Below are 19,075 nucleotides of genomic sequence, written 5' to 3' on the forward strand. Positions count from 1 at the left end.
TGCAAACCTGGGGCGGTTTCGTTTTATGATGTGGGCATTGCACGCACCAGCGTTTTGCCTGCTTCGGACAAATGACGCTTAAGTGCGTCAACCGCTGCTTCTGTTTCTTTATTTCTGCAATGCTTCATGATCAATTCATGATCCCTGATCCATTGCAGGGTTTCTTCGGGCAGGGTGCGATATGCTGCGATGTGTAACTGGCATCGGCGCCTAAGCTTTTCTATCATCACAATTTGATGTTTGCGGCCCGAAGGCGAATAAAGCGCAAGGTGAAAATTCCAGTCACCTTCAGCCCAGCCTTCTGTTTGCACTTCCAGATTTGAACGGCGGAGTACATGTTCAATTCTTTCAAAATCTGCCTGCTGCATGTATGGGATAGCGCGCCGCAGGCAATCACCTTCCAGCAAGACACGCATATCAAATATTTCCTGCACTTCTGAAGGCGACAGCTGTATGACACGCGCTCCCCGGTTCGGCGTAACGGTCACAACACCTTCGACGGACAACAACATCAGCGCATCCCTAATTGGAATGCGGCTAACCTGAAACCGCGCCGCCAGTTCAGATTGTACAAGCTCTGTACCGGGAGAGAGCGTTCCAGAAAGAATGTCGTGCTGTAGAGTCGCTGCAATAGCTTCGGCTGTCATTTCAGGTCTTTCGTTTGATTTTTCATAATGTATACACGTATACAAAATCGAATTAAAGGAAATATCATGGCAAAACAGTACGACTACACCGCACGTGTCGTCTGGACAGGGGATCAAGGGGTTGGGACGCGTGACTATCGCGCATACGCACGCACCTGGAATATCGAGACTCCGGGTAAGCCGGTTATCCATTGTTCAAACGACCCACTGTTAGGGGGCGACCCTAACCTGCTCAACCCCGAGGATCTGTTGCTGTCAACTTTGTCGGCCTGTCACATGCTCTGGTATCTCCACCTTGCCAGCGTTGAAGGGATCGTTGTGACAGCTTACTCGGACGATCCGCTTGGAACAGGCGAAACGGCACCAAATGGGGCAGGGCGTTTTCTAAGCGCGGTATTGAGACCGAGAATCCAGGTGAAAGCAGGTGCAGACTTACAGCGCGCCCATGAAATCCATAAGGAAATTCACCAATATTGCTTTATCGCGAGGTCAGTTAATTTTCCTGTTACATACGAGCCAGAGTTCATCGAAGTGTGAAATTGTATCTTATTTGCAGCCCTGACTCCGTGTCAGGGCGCGATGAAATTGACGCCATGCATGCGCTGAACCTCATCCAAATCCTCTTCATAAAGATCAGTGAGTTGATCAACATAGTCGTCCGTCCAGCCCTCAATATCCAATTCTTGCTCCATCTTCTCCACCATCGCAAATTTCCCCAGAAACGCAGCGATCACACGGCGTTTCTGAATTTCGTTTCGCGGTGGATGGCTTTCCAGATAGCTTTGGAACCTTTTAAAGCCGCTGCGGGTCATAATTTCTGCTAGCAGATCATCTGTTCCTGAAAGCTCAACCATAGGATCAACGCCCGCAAGCTCGCGCATGAGTTCCGCCCAGATCAACGGTGTATCTTCGTTGGCCCAAACCGTGAGAGTTGCATTTGGAACCGCAGCTTTGATGCGTTTCAATACGTCGGACCAGCGAATATCGAGCGGGTTAATCTCGTTCATGAAATTTTCGTAAGATATGTTGCTGGTGCGGTCAAAAACACTCGGGATAAAGGTTGCCGGATTGCGAAGTCCGATATGAAACTCCACCTCAGTTGCGGGAAATAGGCCAGCAAGTGCCTGTGCTTTCTTGCCAGCCAACGCATAAAATTCGCTGCCATGGAAAATGCGAGTGGGAACGCAGATCATGTGTTCACCAGACAGAATCAAACGCGTTGCTTCATCTTCATCGATTATCGCATCGACAAGCGCGTCTTGCGTTTCCCGCTTGGGTGTTTCCCCCCCAAGAGCGGCCAATGTTTCACGGATTAATTTTCTGAAACGACTCGGGCCGGGGACAACCACCCCCTGACTTCTGAGAACATCCTTATTTTTCAATAAGCACTTTAAAAGCCGGTCTTCATCTGTGGAATGGGCACCGATGTGAAAGACAACCTGCATAAAATCACGACAACTTTCAAAGATTCATCCGGGTCAATATACGGGCTTTTCTGGACAGTGAAACCGCTTTCCGATACTGCGCCTTTTATGTCTGAGAAAAACGCTCATCTTATGGCAGTGCCGAAACGGAGAAGCACGCTGAACCCGTGGTCTTTCGGCGCTGCAGTTATTGCGATTCTTGTGATTTTGCCGATCGCAGCTGTGATTTGGATTGGGTTTAACCCGGCGGAAAACATCTGGCCTCATTTGGTTTCAACGACGTTGCCGCGTTATCTTTCAAACACCGTTATTTTGATGGTGTCTGTCGGTTCTCTCTCGGCCTGCGTGGGCGTGGGCGCGGCCTGGCTCTTGGTGATGTATCGCTTCCCCGGAGCACGTTGGTTGGAATGGCTGTTGTTGTTTCCACTTTCGATCCCTGCCTATGTAGGGGCCTATGCGCTGGTTGATTTTCTGGAATACGCAGGGCCTGTGCAAACGTTTTTGCGAGAGGCCTTTGGCTGGGCTGATTCACGCGACTATTGGTTCCCTGAAATCAGATCGCGCGGATCTGCGATTGTCGTTCTGACGGGCGCGCTATTCCCATACGTATACATGTTGGCCCGGGCTGCTTTTCGCGAACAATCAGCTTCCAGCTTTGAAGTCGCTCGCGCCTTAGGCGCGGGTTCGGTCGCTCGGTTATTCCGGGTTGGTCTGCCTCTGGCACGTCCGGCGGTCGCTGCGGGGGCTGCTATCGTAATGATGGAAACGGTCAGTGATTTTGGCACAGTCGAGTATTTTGCCGTTCAGACACTGACAACTGGCATTTTCAGTACCTGGCTGGAAAGCAACAATGCAGGTGGTGCTGCGCAGATAGCAGGCGTGGTTCTGACACTCGTGTTGCTTCTGGTTGTTTTGGAAAAAACCAGCCGCAAGAAGAATCGCTATTACAGTACGGCGCGTCACCAGCGCCCGGTTACACCCGTTAAACTGAAGGGTGTGCAGGCAGGGGTCGCATCGATTTTGTGTTTTATTCCCTTCGCAGTTGGGTTCCTTCTTCCCGCCCTCGTGATTGGCAGTCATGCTCTGAGCAATGCGCATCCCTGGGCTGATCCGGCTCTTGTCCGTGCGCTGGCAAACACCGTTGTTGTTGGTGGCATTGCAGCGCTTGTGACTGTTTCTGCTGCCTTGTTCATGGTGTACGGAGTGCGATTAACAGGACGGCGCTTACCACGCATTTTACTACCCGTCTCAACGATAGGCTACGCCGCACCGGGTGCGGTTCTCGCTGTTGGTATCCTGATCCCGATGGCGGCTCTGGATCACCTGATTGCGGATGGGATTGAAGCCGCTACTGGCTTTGATCCCGGTCTTTTGCTCACCGGATCAGCCTTTGCGCTAATCTACGCGTATGCGGTCCGTTTCTTCGCGATCGCGCAAGGGACTGCGGATGCAGCCCTTGGCCGTGTCTCCCCAAGCTTGCCGATGGCGGCAAGGTCTTTGGGCAGAACCGCGGGAGGTGTGCTTCGCGAGGTGCACATCCCGTTAATCCGAAGCTCTGTCGGGACGGCCCTACTGTTGGTTTTTGTCGATTGTGTGAAAGAACTGCCTGCAACCCTTTTGCTCAGACCGTTCAATTTCAACACGCTTTCGACAAGGGTTTACGAGCAGGCGTCGCTTGAAAACCTGGCTGGCGCCGCCCCGGCAGCGATGATGGTTATTCTGGTTGGCCTTTGTGCCGTTTTGCTCATGGCCCGTTCAAATCGATAAATTGAGCAACTTTTGCGAATGAGAGGCTTGCAAGACAGCAAACAACCGCGTAAATCCACCCGCGAGCCCCTATAGCTCAGCTGGTAGAGCAACTGATTTGTAATCAGTAGGTCCGCGGTTCGAGTCCGTGTGGGGGCACCAATATATTAAACTAAATTATTGTTTTTATGTTATTTAATTGAAATTTTTTATTCCTTATCCACCTTCTCGACCACCTAAAGTTTGAACTTTCATTCGTCATTCTTTTGTGTCTCGCTTGTTGTGAAGCGTACTCAATCCGTGTTGAACCTTATGGCCTGATTGAAGGGGTAGTGCTCATGCGATGCGGGATTAAAGGGTTTTCCAGCCTCCTCGGTGCCATCCGGCGATAGAAGAAAGCGACCCTTCAGCAATTCCTCTACCTTAGTCCATCCCAAACCGCCGGTCAGCGCGCAAGTCGCTGTGGCGGCTGTCCGTGTTTGTCGTTAGGTTTTGGAAAAGAACAGGCGAATCTGGTTGTTACTCAGGTCGCCCAACCGACTGAGGTTCAGGCAATCAATGGCGATTAAGAAATCAGAATTATATTCTTCCCTTTGGGCATCTTGTGACGCTTTGCGCGGAGGAATGGATGCAACTCAATACAAAGACTACGTTCTCTTTATGCTCTTCATCAAATATGTGTCGGACAAATACGCCGATACTGATGATTTCGCTCCGGCGGTTGTTATTCCCGCCGGAGCAGGCTTCAAAGATATGGTGGCCCTCAAGGGTAACCCCAATATCGGCGAGAAGATCAATACACAGGTCATTCAATCACTTATTGAGGCTAACAGCAAACTCGCGCGAAGCGATTTTCCCGACTTCGATGATCCCACCAAACTTGGCGAAGGCGATGCGAAGGTAAAGCGTATCTCAAACCTGATTGGTATATTTCAGAAACCTGAACTCGATTTCTCCCAGAACAGAGCCGAAAACGATGACATTCTTGGAGATGCTTACGAATACCTGATGCGGCACTTCGCGACGCAAAGCGGCAAAAGCAAAGGGCAGTTCTACACTCCTTCGGAAGTCAGCCGAATAATCGCGAGTGTTATCGGCATATCCCATGAGAACACTGTTGGTTCCACGACTGTCTATGACCCGACCTGTGGTTCAGGTTCATTGCTTCTGAAAGTTGCGGCTCAAGCCGAAAGACATATCACACTTGAGGGGCAGGAAAAGGACGTTACAACCGCAGGTTTGGCGCGGATGAACATGATCTTGCATGATTTCCCGAGCGCTAACATTCTCGCTGGTGACACGCTTGCCGCACCTAAGTTTTTGGATGAGGAACGTCTGCGGACTTATGACTATGTCGTCGCCAATCCTCCATTCTCGGACAAACAGTGGTCAACCGGCGTCAACCTAGGCGAAGACGACAAACACAAGCGTTGGGCATGGGGCAACCCGCCTGCCAAGCAGGGTGATTACGCATACCTCTTGCACATCATTCGTTCCATGAAAGGCAGCGGTAAGGCGGCTTGCATTCTTCCGCACGGCGTCTTGTTCCGTGGTAACGCGGAGGCAGCCATCCGCGAGAAGCTGGTCCGATCAGGTATCTTAAAAGGCATCATTGGGCTGCCTGCCAACTTGTTCTACGGAACCGGCATTCCAGCCTGCATTGTTGTACTCGACAAGGAAAATGCCGCGAACCGGCACGGCATATTTATGATCGACGCGTCCAAAGGGTTCAAAAAGGACGGCCCGAAAAACCGGCTGCGGTCTCAGGACATTCATCGGATCGTTGATGCCTTCACTAAGGGGCAGGACATCGAAGGGTACGCGCGTATGGTGCCTTTCAATCTAATCTCGAGCGAAAAGAACGCATTCAATCTCAACCTACCGCGCTACATCGACAGCAGCGAGCCAGAGGACCTTCAAGACATCAACGGCCATCTGCGCGGGGGCATTCCTGAGCGCGACATCGACGGCTTGTCAGACTATTGGGATGTGGTTCCGTCCGTCAGGGCTGAATTGTTCGAACCGTTTGATCGTCCCGGATACTATTCGCTGCGTGTTGATGTGTCTGAGCTGAAACCGACTATCTTCGCAAATGCAGAGTTCCTGAAATTCAAGGCAAAGGTCGACCAAATCTTCGCCGACTGGCGTAAGCAAAACACGCCTCACCTGAACGGGTTTGCGCAGGATGGTTTACCCAAGGACTTGATCCACACGATCTCCGAAAATCTATTGACTGGCTTCAAAGCTGCCCCGTTGATGAACGCTTATGACGTCTATCAATACCTGATGGACTACTGGGCCGAGCAGATGCAGGACGATTGCTATTTGATCGCGGCAGATGGGTGGACCACAGGGGTGCAGCCACGTGAGATTGTGAAGATAAAAAACAAAGACAACAAATTGGCCTGGCCTGAACCAGCTGACTATCTGATCGGGGCGCGACGGTTCAAATCAGATCTGGTGCCTGCTTCCATTTTGGTGGCGCGCTACTTCACGGCGGAGCAAGCGGCGATTGATGCGCTCGATGTAGAATTGTCAGAGCTGGAACAGAAGATGACCGAGGCCTTTGAAGAGGGCAGCGGTGAGGAAGGGCTGCTCGTTGACGCCATTGAAGGTGACGAGGGTAAGCAAAAAGTTGCGGAGAAGCTGCTGAATGCGCGGCTGAAGCAAATCAAGGGCAACGCTGATTTTGCGGATGAGGCTAAGGCGCTATCAGACTACAAGACACTACTGGATGCCCAAAAAGCGATGAAGAAGAAGCGAAAGGACGCGCGGACAGCTCTCGATAAAGCCATCCATGAGAAGTATCCCGCGTTGACCGAGGATGAGGTGAAGGTGCTTGTCATCGCTGACAAGTGGCTAACACAGCTCGGTAGTGACATTGCATCAGAACTTGATCGCACGGCGCAGAGGCTTACTGGTCGCGTCCGTGAGCTGGCTGAACGGTATGAGACATCACTTCCTGATCTCGATAAGGAACTTGTAAAACTTAGCGCCAAAGTTGCCGATCACCTTAGAAATATGGGTGCGACATGGGAGTGAGCGGAGGATATCAGGATACCGATTTTGGCAACTTTCCGGAGGATTGGGATATTGTTCCCGTCGGTGATCTCTTCACCTTTAAGAACGGTCTCAACAAAGCAAAAGAGTTCTTCGGTCATGGCACCTCCATCGTCAACTACATGGATGTGTACAACCACCCTGCACTGCGTGTTCGCATGGTTGAGGGTAAGGTCGACGTAACCTCCAAGGAGCAGCAGTCTTACGAAGTCTTAAAAGGCGACGTGTTTTTCACCCGCACGTCTGAGACGGTTGAAGAAATTGGAACAGCCGCCGTTATGCTCGATGATACGCAGAGCACAGTTTTCAGCGGCTTTGTGTTGCGAGCAAGACCAAGTGATGACGCCCTAGTCGACGAGTTCAAAGCCTATTGCTTTCGGCCTAGATACTTCCGTGATCAGGTTACTTCAAGAGCGAGCTACACCACGCGAGCACTGACCAATGGGAAGTCCTTGTCAGCTACGATGTTGGCAAAACCGTCAAGGTCGGAACAACACGCGATTGCAGAGGCTTTAGGGGATGTGTATGCACTGTTGGATGGGTTGGATCGGCTAATCGCTAAGAAACGAGACCTGAAAACCGGCACCATGCAACAACTTCTCACCGGTAAAAAACGGTTGGTAGGCTTTAATGGCGAGTGGGAAGAATGCGAGCTGGGGGAGCTTCTCGACTACGAACAACCGACAAAATATTTAGTTTCTTCAACGGAGTATAGCGAACAGTACAACATTCCTGTTTTAACAGCAGGCAAGTCATTTTTGCTTGGAATGACTAACGAAACTCATGGTATTTATGCGAACGTGCCGGTAATTATTTTTGACGACTTCACCACTGCCTCCAAGTACGTAGATTTCCCCTTCAAAGCAAAGTCTTCTGCAATGAAGATGCTGGCCAAGAAACGCAAAATCGATAATTTACGGATTTTGTATGAGATCATGCGAACTGCGGAATTCATCAAGTCGGGTCACAAGCGGTATTGGATTGCAGAGTACCAAAGGGTGAAAGTTGGCGTCCCTTCGCCTTCGGAGCAGGCAGCTCTCGCTCAGGTACTTTCGGACATGGAGAGCGAGATCAACTTTCTTGAAGCAAAGCGAAAGAAATCCTATCGGCTCAAGCAAGCAATGATGCAGGAGCTCCTGACCGGCAAGACGCGCCTACCATTTAAGGAGGCTGCCAATGACTAGCCGTCCCCGCTCCGAACGCGCCTCACAAAACCGCCTCGCCGCCATGATCACCGCCACGGAAAGGAACGGGGGCCTTGGCTTCATCCACCTTGGCGACTGGTCCAAACGTGATGGCAACCGCCACATCGAAACCGATCTGCTGAGCGCCAATCTTAAGGTCCGTGGGTATTCGGAAGCCCATATCTCGCGCACCCTAGTCACTCTGAAAACCCGCGCAGAGGTCACAGGTGTCACGCTCTACCAAGCCAACATGCGCACCTATCAGCTTCTGCGCTATGGCGTCCCGGTTCAAGTCGATCCCGGCAAGCCCTATGAGACGGTGAAGCTGATCGATTGGGACAATGTAGACGCCAACGATTTCGCGATTGCCGAAGAGGTCACGCTGAATGGCGGACACGAGCGGCGGCCTGATATTGTGCTCTACATCAATGGGATCGCTGTGGGGGTGATCGAACTCAAGCGCAGCTCGGTCGAGATTGGCGACGGCGTTCGCCAGTTGATCACCAATCAGGAACCCATCTTTAACGAGGGCTTTTTCACCACTGTTCAGCTGGTGCTGGCAGGCAGTGACGCCGCAGGCCTGCGTTACGGCACCACGGGGACGCCAGAGGGGTTCTTTGTCCAGTGGAAGGACGAAGAACCCGATAGCACCACTGGCGCGGCGGGAGAGCTTCTGGATCGTCCGATTGCGCAGATGTGCCGCAAGGATCGGCTGCTTGACCTGATCCGTAACTTCATTGTCTTCGATGCCGGCCAAAAGAAGGTGCCACGCCAGCACCAGTTCAAAGCCGTCAAGCTGGCGCAGGAACGACTGCAAAAGCGTGAGGGTGGTGTCATCTGGCACACCCAGGGCAGCGGAAAGAGTATCCTGATGGTGCTGATGGCGAAGTGGATTTTAGAAAACGATCCTGATGCCCGTATCCTTGTGGTCACCGATCGGGATGAGCTTGACAAGCAAATCGAAGGTGTTATGCGCAACGCAGGCGTTGTCGGCGAAGATGACCCCTCACCACGCGTCACCAGCCGAAACGAGTTCGTGTCGTGGCTTGGTAGCCCATTGCCGCGTCTGATCTGTGCCCTCGTCCACAAGTTTGACTCCACTGATCTATCCGGCCCGCGACCTGTGGTTTCGGGACAGTTTTACGTGTTTGTCGACGAGTGCCACCGCACCCAAGGCGGCGACATGAACAAACAGATGAAACGCTGGCTGGAAGGGGCGATATTCGTCGGGTTCACTGGTACGCCGCTGCTGCGTCGCGACAAGCAGATGACCCGCGATGTCTTTGGGACCTACATCCACACATACAAGTTTCACGAGGCCGTTGAGGACAAGGTCGTACTCGACCTGAAGTATGATCCGCGTGACGTGCCGCAGCGATTGACAAACCAGAAGGCGATTGACGACTGGTTCGAGCAAAAGACCAAGGGCTTGAACAACTTCCAGAAAGCGGTACTGCGCCAGCGGTGGGCCAACATGGAGGACCTGATGAGCGCGGGCGAGCGTAAGCAGCGGATCGTTGGCGAAATCATTCAGGATTTTGGTCTGAAACCGCGGCTGAACAATGACCGTGGAACCGCTATTTTGATTGCCGCTTCCATCTATGATGCATGCCACTATTTTCGGCTGTTCCAGAACACGAGCTTTGGCCAATACTGCGGTCTCATTACATCCTATGAACCTAATCATAACGCGATTTCCCGTGAGCCTGCAAACAGTGATGAACGGTACAAGTTCGACACTTATACCAAGCACGTCCTAGGGCCGAGCCAAACGACAAAGCAGTACGAGGACGAAACCAAGCGGAGGTTCATCGAGGAGCCAGCCAATTTGAAGTTGCTTATCGTTGTAAGCAAGCTCCTGACTGGATTTGACGCACCCAGCTGCACTTACATCTACCTCGACAACGAACTGAGAGATCACAGTCTGTTCCAAGCGATTTGCAGAACAAATCGGTTAGACGGTGACGACAAAGACTTTGGTTACATCGTCGATTTCAAGGAGCTTTTCGGGGACGTCCAGAGCGCAATCGCCGTTTATAATTCAGACAAGTTGGACATAGATGAAGGTGGGGATGGCAAGGATAACGTCGAAATTAAAAACTGGTTGGAAGCAGGAAGAGAAAAACTCGACCAAGCGAGGGAAGGTCTGCGGTTTTTGGTCGAGCCAGTACCGGAGCCTAGGGAGGTAGAACAATATCTTCGTTATTTCTGTGGTGACGCAAATGATCCAAATGCTTTAAATGACACAGAAGCTTTGAGGGTTTCATACTACAAAGCGGTTGCCGTGTTCGTTCGCGCGTTTGCTTCTGTTGCACAGAATCTGAGCGAAGCGGGCTATTCGGATGCCGAGCAAGCCAGCATTCAAAACGAGGTGCATTTCCACAGTGATACGCGTGCAGCCATTAAAAAACACTCTGGTGAAGAGCTTGATATCAAGCCTTATGAGGCGGACATGCGGCACCTCATCAACACCTATATTCAAGCCGACACGCCTACTTCGCTGGGAGGCCTGTCCAATCTATCACTAACTGAGTTAATCATAGAGACCGGCATCCATGATGCCATCGCTGCCAAGCTTAATGAGAAGGGAAAGCTCAGCAACAGCTCAGTGGCAGAGGCTATCATCAACAATATTCGAAAAACGATCATCCGTGATCAACTTACAGATCCTCGCTATTATGAGCAGATGTCAAAACTTCTTGATGACCTGATCAAGCAAAGTCGAGCGGATGCAGCGGCATATGAAGAGTTTCTTAGAAAAGCCGAAGAACTTGCAAAAAAGATCGGTTCTCCAACTCCATCCGAAGAACGTCCCGCCGTTTTGGCCGGGAAGAAAGAGGCTTCAGTATTTTTCAACAACCTGCCCGATCTCCCTGCGACGGTTTTCATATGTCCGTCCGATAGCGAAAAGCGGGCTCAATTGGCGGTTAAGATCGATGATGCAATACGAGGCAATGCTCCGGCAAACTTCAAAGGAGATGAGATAAAGGAGCGGCAGGTGCTAAATATCCTATTTCCTCTGATGTCCCGCGACCGTGAAGCAACAGCTGCGCTGTTCGAAATTGTCAAAAATCAGCCAGGGTATTGACGTTGGAAACTATCGAACTCGGTGACTTAGACATATCGGTAACAAGGAAGGACGTTAAAAACGTTCATCTCACCGTTCATCCGCCTGAAGGAATCGTGTCGCTCGTGATTCCGTTGGACACGCGACTTGAAATTGCGCGTGCATATGCAGCAACCAGAATTGGCTGGATACGGCAAAAACAGGAACAGTTTCGGCAGCAAGCCAGAGAAGAACCTAGGCATTTCATAAGCGGGGAGAGCCATTTTGTTTGGGGCAGGCGGCGCTTGCTGGAAGTGGAACCGCAACAGGGCCGCCCTGAGGTTGTTGTAAGCCCAAATCGGATAGTAATGAGAGTAGATCCAAGAGCTTCGGAAACGCGAAGAGAAGGCGTTTTCCGTAGCTGGGTACTTTCGGAAATGCATCGAACAGTTCCCCGACATATTTCCAAATGGGAAGCTGTCCTCGGTGTCGGTCCACAGAGGTATTTTCTGCAGAAAATGAAAACCAAATGGGGTAGTTGCAATCATGCTGCTCAAGCAATTCGCATAAATACTGAGCTGGTGAAAAAACCACGCGATCTACTCGACTACGTCGTACTCCATGAGATGATCCATTTGATTGAGCCTAAGCACTCAGATAGCTTCTTTGCTATATTGTCGCGGCACTATCCCGATTGGCAAGACGCACGAAGAGACCTCAACGAAATGCCAATACCCTCATAAGGTACAACGGCACTGCCGACGTATCCGTTGGATTTTCAGAAGCAGCCTAAAAACTCGCTGCTCAATCCGAAGGGAGTCTCAGAAAGAGAACTTTCTAATTCATTGTTTTTCTTGGGTGAATTGGTGCCGCTGAAGGGGCACGAACCTCCGACCCCATCATTACGAATTTTGAAGTCCGTGAGTTGAACAACATCGGACAGCACCGTCCAAAGTTGGATAACCCATTATAGTCATTATGCTATTTCTGGTATCGACCTTGGACGCCGCCGGACAGCGCAGGAGAACGTTTGACGTACATCCCCTACTAATCGCCTACTAATGCCCCCCCCATCGACGGGTCTAGATTGGTCACCGGTCTAGCGCCCTCCGGGTTCGAGTGCCTGGACCTAAGGTGCTTGGCACAAGCGCCTCATTGAGGAATACTGAAATTTAATTGCCTCAATGTCCTTAAACGCGCTTTGAAGAATGGAATAGATACGCCGAATGCACAACGAACTACGAATAGCATCAGCCGAACTAGCTAAGTTTCTTCAACAGGAACTCCCAAAGCTATCCGAATATTGGTGGGAAAAGCATGTTGTAGAAAGATTAAGCTTTCAACAGCAGAGGATAATCGAAGAAAAAAGGTTGTCCAAGCTTCGCGAACTTGACCTTGCTGCTCTGCTCAGAGTTCTGGATCAAAACTGGTATGAACTTGCAAATAGCCTGCAGTTGCCTCGTGAGGCGCGTAACTGGGTGAAGGAGCTACAGACTGTAAGGAACAAATGGGCTCACGCCTCAGTAGAAGAGGCACACCCCAGCGAAATGTACCGGGACGCCGATACGCTCGAGCGGTTGCTCTCTTTGATCGAAGCCGAAAATGGCGCAATCGATGCGGCGAAGGCGGTTAAGGACGCAGCTTTGGATTCAATGACGCAGCGGCCTAAAGAAAAACACGAGCAAACTAATCAGGCATCAGACACTCCGGTTGAGGTGATTCTCGAGACTCCCATCCATCTATTCAGCGTCGGCGAACTTGTGACGCTTCGTTCAGACAACAGTGTCATAGTCCCTGTACTTGAGGTAATCCTAGGGGGACCCGAGATACGTTACCGAGTCTTCCAGGATGGGTCGAAAGCCACTTACTACGAGAGCCAGCTTCGGGCAGTGGGCGGTGATGACGACCAGAAGCCGGAAATTTCGATTGAAGAACTCAAAGCGCGGCTTTCGGCGCTACACCTGCTATCACCCTCCACGGCCAATTTGTTCTCGTTGCGATCGGGACGCGTAAATTTCGTGCCCTACCAATATCGGCCGGTCTTGAAGCTCATCCGCTCCGATCGACCTCGATTGCTGATCGCCGATGAAGTTGGCGTCGGTAAGACCATTGAGGCGGGACTTGTCATTAAAGAGCTCCGTGCCCGGATGGACATCTCCTCGATCTTGGTGATCTGCCCGAAAGCGCTTGTAGCCGAAAGAAAGTGGCAAACCGAGATGAAGCGTTTTGACGAGGAGTTCACCCACCTCGATGGCAAGCTTCTGCGCCATTGCCTGCACGAGACCGATCTCGAGGGTGAGTGGCCGGACAAATACGGTAAGGCAATTGTGCCCTTCTCGCTCTTCGACTCCGAGCTCATTTTCGGCAAAAGCGATCGCAGAACAAGGAAAGATCGCGGCTTGCTTTCGCTCGACCCAGCCCCCGCGTTCGATCTTGTCATCGTCGACGAAGCGCACCACATACGCAACTCCGACACGTTCTTACACCAAGGGGTCAGGTACTTCTGCGACAACGCCAAGGCGGTCTTGCTAATGACAGCGACGCCCGTGCAACTCGGTAGACCTGATCTGTTCACCTTGTTGAACGTCGTCCGTCCAGATCTTGTCATCGACGAGGCCAGCTTTGAGCAGATGGCCCAGCCAAATCGCTTCATTAATGAGGCTGTACGTCTCTGCCGAGAAAAAGCCGATGGATGGCAGCAGGCTGCCGCAGATCAACTGCAGGAGGCCGCTAAAACAGAGTGGGGACGCCTGTTCTTAAGGGAAGAGACTAACTTCCAGGAGTCTTTCGACAAGCTTCAGGAGATTGATATTTCCGACACCGATCGCGTGGCGATGACCCGAACGCTCGAAGATCTCTATACGTTCAGCTCTATCATCAACCGAACTCGCCGCCGCGACATCGGAGAATTCACAACTCGGAAGCCCCAGACACTTACAGTTGAATTCTCCGATCAGCAAAGGGACTTGCACGATACGCTCCTAGGCATCATCGCTAAAATCCTCGCACGCTGCCACGGACAACAGAACGTCAAGTTCATGATGACGACGATCCGCAGGCAGGCTGCGAGCTGCCTCTACGGATTGGCTCCCCTTCTCTCCGATATTCTGGCGCGCAAACTTGATCAGCTTGAGGTGATTGAAAGCAACGACATCGACGATGACGTCGATCTGTCCTTCCTCGAGGAAATAAGAAACGAAATCGAAGAGCTTCTCGAAAAGGCTGACCAACTTGACCCTAAAGACGCAAAGATTGAAGCGTTTATCGGCGCATTGAGTGGCAAGGGTGGCCTAGAAAATAACAAAGCGCTTGTTTTCAGTACTTTTAGACACACGCTGGCTTATCTCGCGAGGCACGCCGAGGCGGCAGGCCTTCGCTTTGGCTTAATTCATGGGGATGTTTCCGATGAAGAACGTGCTAACCTCAGGCGGCGATTTGCTCTTCCCAAAGAGGACGACAATGCGCTCGACGTGCTCCTGTCGTCCGAAGTCGGCTGTGAGGGTCTAGACTTCCAATTCTGTGACTTCTTGGTCAACTATGACCTTCCTTGGAATCCGATGCGGGTCGAGCAACGAATCGGGCGGATTGACCGCTATGGGCAGCAGAGTGAGGCTGTCAGTATCGTCAATCTCGTAACGCCCGGAACGGTCGACGCTGACATCTATCAGCGCTGTCTTTGGCGGATAGGTGTGTTTCATCATGCGGTGGGGGGAAGCGAAGAAATTCTTGGCGAGATTACACAGGAGATTCATGACATCGCAGAAAGTTTTGTCCTGACGGAAGAGGAAAGGGAGAAGAAACTTAAGCAACTCGCAGACAACGGGATCCGTCGGATCAAAGAAGAGCAAGACCTTGAGGAAAAGGAATCTGAACTCTTCGGGCTTAATGTGCCGAAGAAGTCATGGCGCGAGGAAATCGAAGATGCAGAGAGCGAATGGCTTTCACCAGCTTCGATCAAGCGCTGTCTAACAAGGTACATTCAGTCCAAAACAGGCGGGGACACGGACCCACTTCCAGGTGAGAAGCCGCTTAGGACGCTTAGGGTTAGTCAAGAAGTGCGAAATGCACTTCTTGCAGACTTTAGGATGATCAAGCGCGGCAAGGACATATCGTCCAGAAACTGGGAGAAATGGCTGAAGGGCGGCGACCCTAACCTGTTGGTAACCTTCGACCAAGAGACCGCTGCTGAGAACCCATCTGCGGCACATCTCACTGTTCTGCACCCTCTTGTAAGGCAGGCAGCGCGCTTCCTTGAAATGGATGAAGCGATGTACTGCTCACTAGAGGTCGCGGAGGGTCTACCACCGGGGCAGCACAAGTTCGCGCTGTACAGATGGACCATGCATGGCATCAAGCCTGACGAACAGCTCGTAGCAGTCGCCACCAACCCCGTGGTAGAAGCCGCGCTGCTCAAGGTGTTGCATACGGCGGTGGAGCCCATCCGAACTGTTTCACAGTTCTCCTTTGACTTTGATGATCTCGACCGGTTGCACCATGCGAAGTGGTCGGCAGCGCAGGCCAATCATATCGCCGAGAATCAGAAGCTGGCGGAGCATAGAGTTCAGAGCCTGACGGTAAGCCATCGTGCTCGTGTGCGGACCCTAGAGGATCAGCTTTCAAAAGCCACCAACGACCGCATCCACAGAATGAAGGAAGCGGAACTCGCGCGGGCGAACGCTGACTTCGAACGTCGAGTGAGGGAACTAAGCAGTGCAGGTAATACGGGCGATATAAGGGCTGCATCGGTCATGCTCGGTACCATTTCGGTTCAGGGTGTTAAGCAGTGACTGATTTCCTGACCAAACTGTCCGAGCAACGACGAAAGTTCCTAGAAGGGCTGGACGCTAATGAAGGGGACATCAATCTCGATATCTTTGAAGAATTCTACCCGGACCAGGCGCACTTTGTTTTTGAGTTGCTTCAGAACGCAGAAGACGCCCAAGCGACGGAAGTCTCTTTCTCACTGAGCTCGGGAGGATGTGTGTTCGAACACAATGGCGCGCGGGTCTTCACTGAGCCGGATGTTCGTTCAATCACGGGAATACATAACAGTACAAAGGAAAAATCTGCCGACGAAATTGGAAAATTCGGCGTCGGGTTCAAATCTGTATTCGTGTACACTCTCACGCCCGAAATCCGGTCGGGAGACTTTGCGTTTCGCATCTCACGACTTGTAATGCCTGAATGCCTCGATTTGGACGGTGGCGATCCGGCAGTTACGCGCTTCTGGTTTCCGTTCAATAATCCGAAAAAACCAAAAGACGTGGCCTTTAAAGAGGTAGGCGAAGGTCTTCGTGACCTTGCAGAAACAACGCTCCTCTTCCTGTCAAACATTCATGCGATCAACTGGAAAACAGATGATGAACAACAGGGCTCAATTCTGCGTGTTGAGCACTCTGAGGAACATGTCGAAGTCCTAAAGGAAAGTGGCGGCTCGACAACAGCCTCGTCGCATTTTCTGAGGTTTTCGGAAACCGTGGAAGGACTGTCGAGGCAGAAGGTTGCGGTTGCTTTCAGCTTGGAACCGGCCAAAGAGAAAGAGCCTTACCGTTCTGATGTGCCACTGGCTAAGCAGTTCAAGATCGTACCGGTCAAAGGGCAGGTGGCGGTGTTCTTCCCGGCGGAGAAGGAGACGTCGGGGCTTCGCTACCACCTGCATGCCCCGTTTGTCCCGGAGCTCAGCCGCGCGAGTATCAAAGATACCCCTGCCAACGCACCTCTTTTCGAACAGCTTGCGTCGCTGAGCGTGAACGCACTTCACGGTGTAAAGTCGTTGGGCTTCATGACGACCGATTTCCTTGCAGTTTTGCCGAACCGCAATGATCAGCTTGGCGATCGGTATCAGGTCATCAGGAAGAAGATCACAGTTGCTTTCAACGAGCAGCCGCTCACTCCAACCTTCGACAAGATTCATGCGCCCGCAAAACACCTCATCCAAGCCAAGGCCTCGCTCAAAGAGCTACTTTCGATAGAGGACATCGAGTTTCTTATCGAATACTCGGATGTGGCGCCAAAGTGGGCTGCAAGCCGTGCGCTGCAGGGTACGAACGTCGAGAGGTTCATGAGTAGCCTGGCTATCAAGGATTGGGATGTTAATGATTTTCTTGAAGAAGTAGCCAGTAATTTGAATGCAAGCTACTCGTGGAGTCCGCCCGACACTCAGTTCTTGGAGTGGCTGTCGGCGAAGTCTCCGGAGTGGGTACAGCAGCTATATGCCCTTCTCGCAAGCGATCCAGATACGAAGGAAGAGCTTTACCAACTGACCGACGCCAAGATCGTCAAGCTTAGGGATGGCACCTTCGGCGTTCCAGACGAGTCCTATTTTCCCGATGAACAAGGGCGGTACGAGAAAATTGTCCCGTGCGTCGATCGCGAAGTCCTGGACGGTGGAACTAGCCCGAAGCGCAAGAAGTTCGCAAAGCTTTTTCTGGAGGAAGTTGGTGTATCTGAAATTGGAGAGCGACAGCTTGTCGAGGCACTGCTCGAGAAGCGTTACTCATCTTCCGATCACGCTTTGAACGAGAAGGATTACGTCGCCCACCTCCGACGCTTCATTAAACTGGTCGAAAATGAACCTTCGGCAAGATCTGCGTTTAAAGATTATTGGATTTTTCTTGGGAGTGATGGACAGTGGCACAAACCAGGAGAAATCTATCTCGATGATCCTTACTTGGATACGGGGCTGTGCGAGTATTATGAGGTTGTCACTAACTCCAAGGACATGGTGCAACTTCATTCTTTGTACCAGAAACTCCCTATTGAACTGCCAAAGATAGCTGAATTGGCAGATAGTCTTGGTACACAGACTCTCTTAGAGATCGAGCAGACTAGCTGCCGGGACAATGTGCGATGGGACTACTTATTCCAGGTTCCGGGCTGGCGTTGGACCGAATATTCAATTGATAGGGATTTCAAGATTTCAAATCTGAAGAAGACCCTAAAAAACCAATCCGTAGCGTTGTCGAAATTGGTTTGGATGACGTTGGTTTCAAACCTACAATCTCCGTATTCAAAGTATCTTAAAGCGCAGTATCAGATAAACCGTTCTGGGGGGTCCAGATACGTCGACTCTCAGCTCATTCATACTTTGAAAGAGCTTGAGTGGGTTCCTCAATCTGGGAAGTTCGTTCGTCCCGCGGCTGCCCGAGCGGAACTTCTGCCAGACGGGTTCACTTTTGACCCTGGTTGGGGCTGGGTCAAAGCGACAGAATTCGGCAAAGAAGTTGAACTCGAAAATGAAAAGTCTCGCGCTGAGGCAGCCGCTGCTCAGGCGAAAAAAGACAAAAGGCAGGCTGCCGCCGTTGAGCTAGGCTTCGAAAACCCTGGTGACCTAGAGTTGCTAAACGAGCTTTCTTCGCTATCAGCTGAAGAGCGTCTCGAAATGCTCGAGGAAAGCCGCAGGCGGAAGTGTGCCGGTGGGCTACCCGAGAATGAACCTAGCAATACCGAGCGCCGAGATGCCAAAATGCGTGAAATCGCGGAGGATGCACAGGGGCGAGAAACGGAGAAGCGCTCGAGAAGTGTTTCGGTCGGCCAAGGAGCCGTCAAGGAAGAAGCGAAGCAGTACCTGCAGCACCAGTATACAGGTGATGATGGGCTCTTCTGTCAAATTTGCGAAGAACCAATGCCATTTGCTCTTGATGATGGAAGTCCATATTTTGAGGCGGTAGAGTTTCTAAGCGACAGAGATCTCAAGAAACGGTATCCCCAAAACTATCTCGCATTGTGCCCTAACCACGCAGCGATGTTCAGACACGCGAACGGGTCGAAGGACATCATGAAGGTCATGTTTGTCGACCTCACCGAAAGCAGATTAGAGATTGTTTTGGCGAAGGCGGATCAAACCATCTATTTTACGAAGACACATATTGCGGACCTGAAGAGCGCGTTACGGGCTGAGACGGACTCAGAAATCAGGCAAGTGAACGGTCATCCGGGCAGTTGAGGCTGCTGTCTGATGGGAGCTTG

Annotated in this window: 10 protein-coding genes and 1 tRNA gene; 9 read left to right on the forward strand and 2 right to left on the reverse strand. The window is 51.5% G+C overall.

What is annotated here, in order from left to right; genetic code table 11:
- Positions 1-23 precede the first annotated feature (23 nt).
- Entirely contained in the window at positions 24-647 is a 624-nt protein-coding gene (locus MWU63_RS06560; protein ID WP_213888626.1) for a GntR family transcriptional regulator, read from the reverse strand.
- Between the two features lie 66 nt (positions 648-713).
- Between MWU63_RS06560 and MWU63_RS06565 the strand changes: the two genes are divergently transcribed.
- Positions 714-1,184 carry an OsmC family protein gene (locus tag MWU63_RS06565; protein ID WP_213888625.1) on the forward strand — a complete coding sequence of 157 codons (471 nt, stop codon included), beginning with the start codon at positions 714-716 and terminating at the stop codon, positions 1,182-1,184.
- A gap of 32 nt (positions 1,185-1,216) precedes the next feature.
- Here MWU63_RS06565 and MWU63_RS06570 read toward each other — a convergent pair whose 3' ends face one another.
- Positions 1,217-2,029 (reverse strand): hypothetical protein, encoded by an 813-nt coding sequence (locus MWU63_RS06570; protein WP_246531670.1) that lies wholly within the window; start codon positions 2,027-2,029, stop codon positions 1,217-1,219.
- 150 nt (positions 2,030-2,179) lie between these two features.
- Between MWU63_RS06570 and MWU63_RS06575 the strand changes: the two genes are divergently transcribed.
- The 8 genes from MWU63_RS06575 to MWU63_RS06610 all read left to right on the forward strand — a co-directional run bounded on the left by MWU63_RS06575 (position 2,180) and on the right by MWU63_RS06610 (position 19,052).
- The gene (locus MWU63_RS06575; protein WP_213888623.1) at positions 2,180-3,838 is read left to right on the forward strand and encodes an iron ABC transporter permease; all 1,659 of its coding nucleotides are present in this window, start codon (positions 2,180-2,182) and stop codon (positions 3,836-3,838) included.
- Positions 3,839-3,903: 65 nt separating this feature from the next.
- Positions 3,904-3,979, forward strand: a tRNA-Thr gene (locus MWU63_RS06580).
- Between the two features lie 396 nt (positions 3,980-4,375).
- A complete protein-coding gene (locus MWU63_RS06585) occupies positions 4,376-6,859 on the forward strand; it encodes a class I SAM-dependent DNA methyltransferase (RefSeq protein WP_281496551.1) in 2,484 nt (827 codons plus the stop codon).
- Entirely contained in the window at positions 6,850-8,061 is a 1,212-nt protein-coding gene (locus MWU63_RS06590; protein ID WP_247077313.1) for a restriction endonuclease subunit S, read from the forward strand. The genes MWU63_RS06585 and MWU63_RS06590 overlap by 10 nt, the downstream gene beginning before the upstream one ends.
- Entirely contained in the window at positions 8,054-11,149 is a 3,096-nt protein-coding gene (locus MWU63_RS06595; RefSeq protein ID WP_247077315.1) for a type I restriction endonuclease subunit R, read from the forward strand. Before MWU63_RS06590 ends, MWU63_RS06595 begins: the two co-directional genes overlap by 8 nt.
- 2 nt (positions 11,150-11,151) lie before the next feature.
- Positions 11,152-11,850 carry a SprT family zinc-dependent metalloprotease gene (locus MWU63_RS06600; RefSeq protein WP_247077317.1) on the forward strand — a complete coding sequence of 233 codons (699 nt, stop codon included), beginning with the start codon at positions 11,152-11,154 and terminating at the stop codon, positions 11,848-11,850.
- Between the two features lie 483 nt (positions 11,851-12,333).
- The gene (locus MWU63_RS06605; RefSeq protein ID WP_247077319.1) at positions 12,334-15,894 is read left to right on the forward strand and encodes an SNF2-related protein; all 3,561 of its coding nucleotides are present in this window, start codon (positions 12,334-12,336) and stop codon (positions 15,892-15,894) included.
- Entirely contained in the window at positions 15,891-19,052 is a 3,162-nt protein-coding gene (locus MWU63_RS06610; protein WP_247077321.1) for a hypothetical protein, read from the forward strand. The genes MWU63_RS06605 and MWU63_RS06610 overlap by 4 nt, the downstream gene beginning before the upstream one ends.
- Positions 19,053-19,075: the final 23 nt, after the last annotated feature.

The organism is Pseudohalocynthiibacter sp. F2068 (assembly GCF_023015645.1).
Classification (GTDB): Bacteria; Pseudomonadota; Alphaproteobacteria; order Rhodobacterales; family Rhodobacteraceae; genus Pseudohalocynthiibacter; species Pseudohalocynthiibacter aestuariivivens.

Excerpts from the sequence above, each read along its gene's own strand:
- MWU63_RS06560 (WP_213888626.1), bottom strand. The coding sequence starts at position 647 with ATGACAGCCGAAGCTATTGCAGCGACTCTACAGCACGACATTCTTTCT.
- MWU63_RS06565 (WP_213888625.1), top strand. The coding sequence starts at position 714 with ATGGCAAAACAGTACGACTACACCGCACGTGTCGTCTGGACAGGGGAT.
- MWU63_RS06575 (WP_213888623.1), top strand. The coding sequence starts at position 2,180 with ATGTCTGAGAAAAACGCTCATCTTATGGCAGTGCCGAAACGGAGAAGC.
- MWU63_RS06585 (WP_281496551.1), top strand. The coding sequence starts at position 4,376 with ATGGCGATTAAGAAATCAGAATTATATTCTTCCCTTTGGGCATCTTGT.
- MWU63_RS06590 (WP_247077313.1), top strand. The coding sequence starts at position 6,850 with ATGGGAGTGAGCGGAGGATATCAGGATACCGATTTTGGCAACTTTCCG.
- MWU63_RS06595 (WP_247077315.1), top strand. The coding sequence starts at position 8,054 with ATGACTAGCCGTCCCCGCTCCGAACGCGCCTCACAAAACCGCCTCGCC.
- MWU63_RS06605 (WP_247077319.1), top strand. The coding sequence starts at position 12,334 with ATGCACAACGAACTACGAATAGCATCAGCCGAACTAGCTAAGTTTCTT.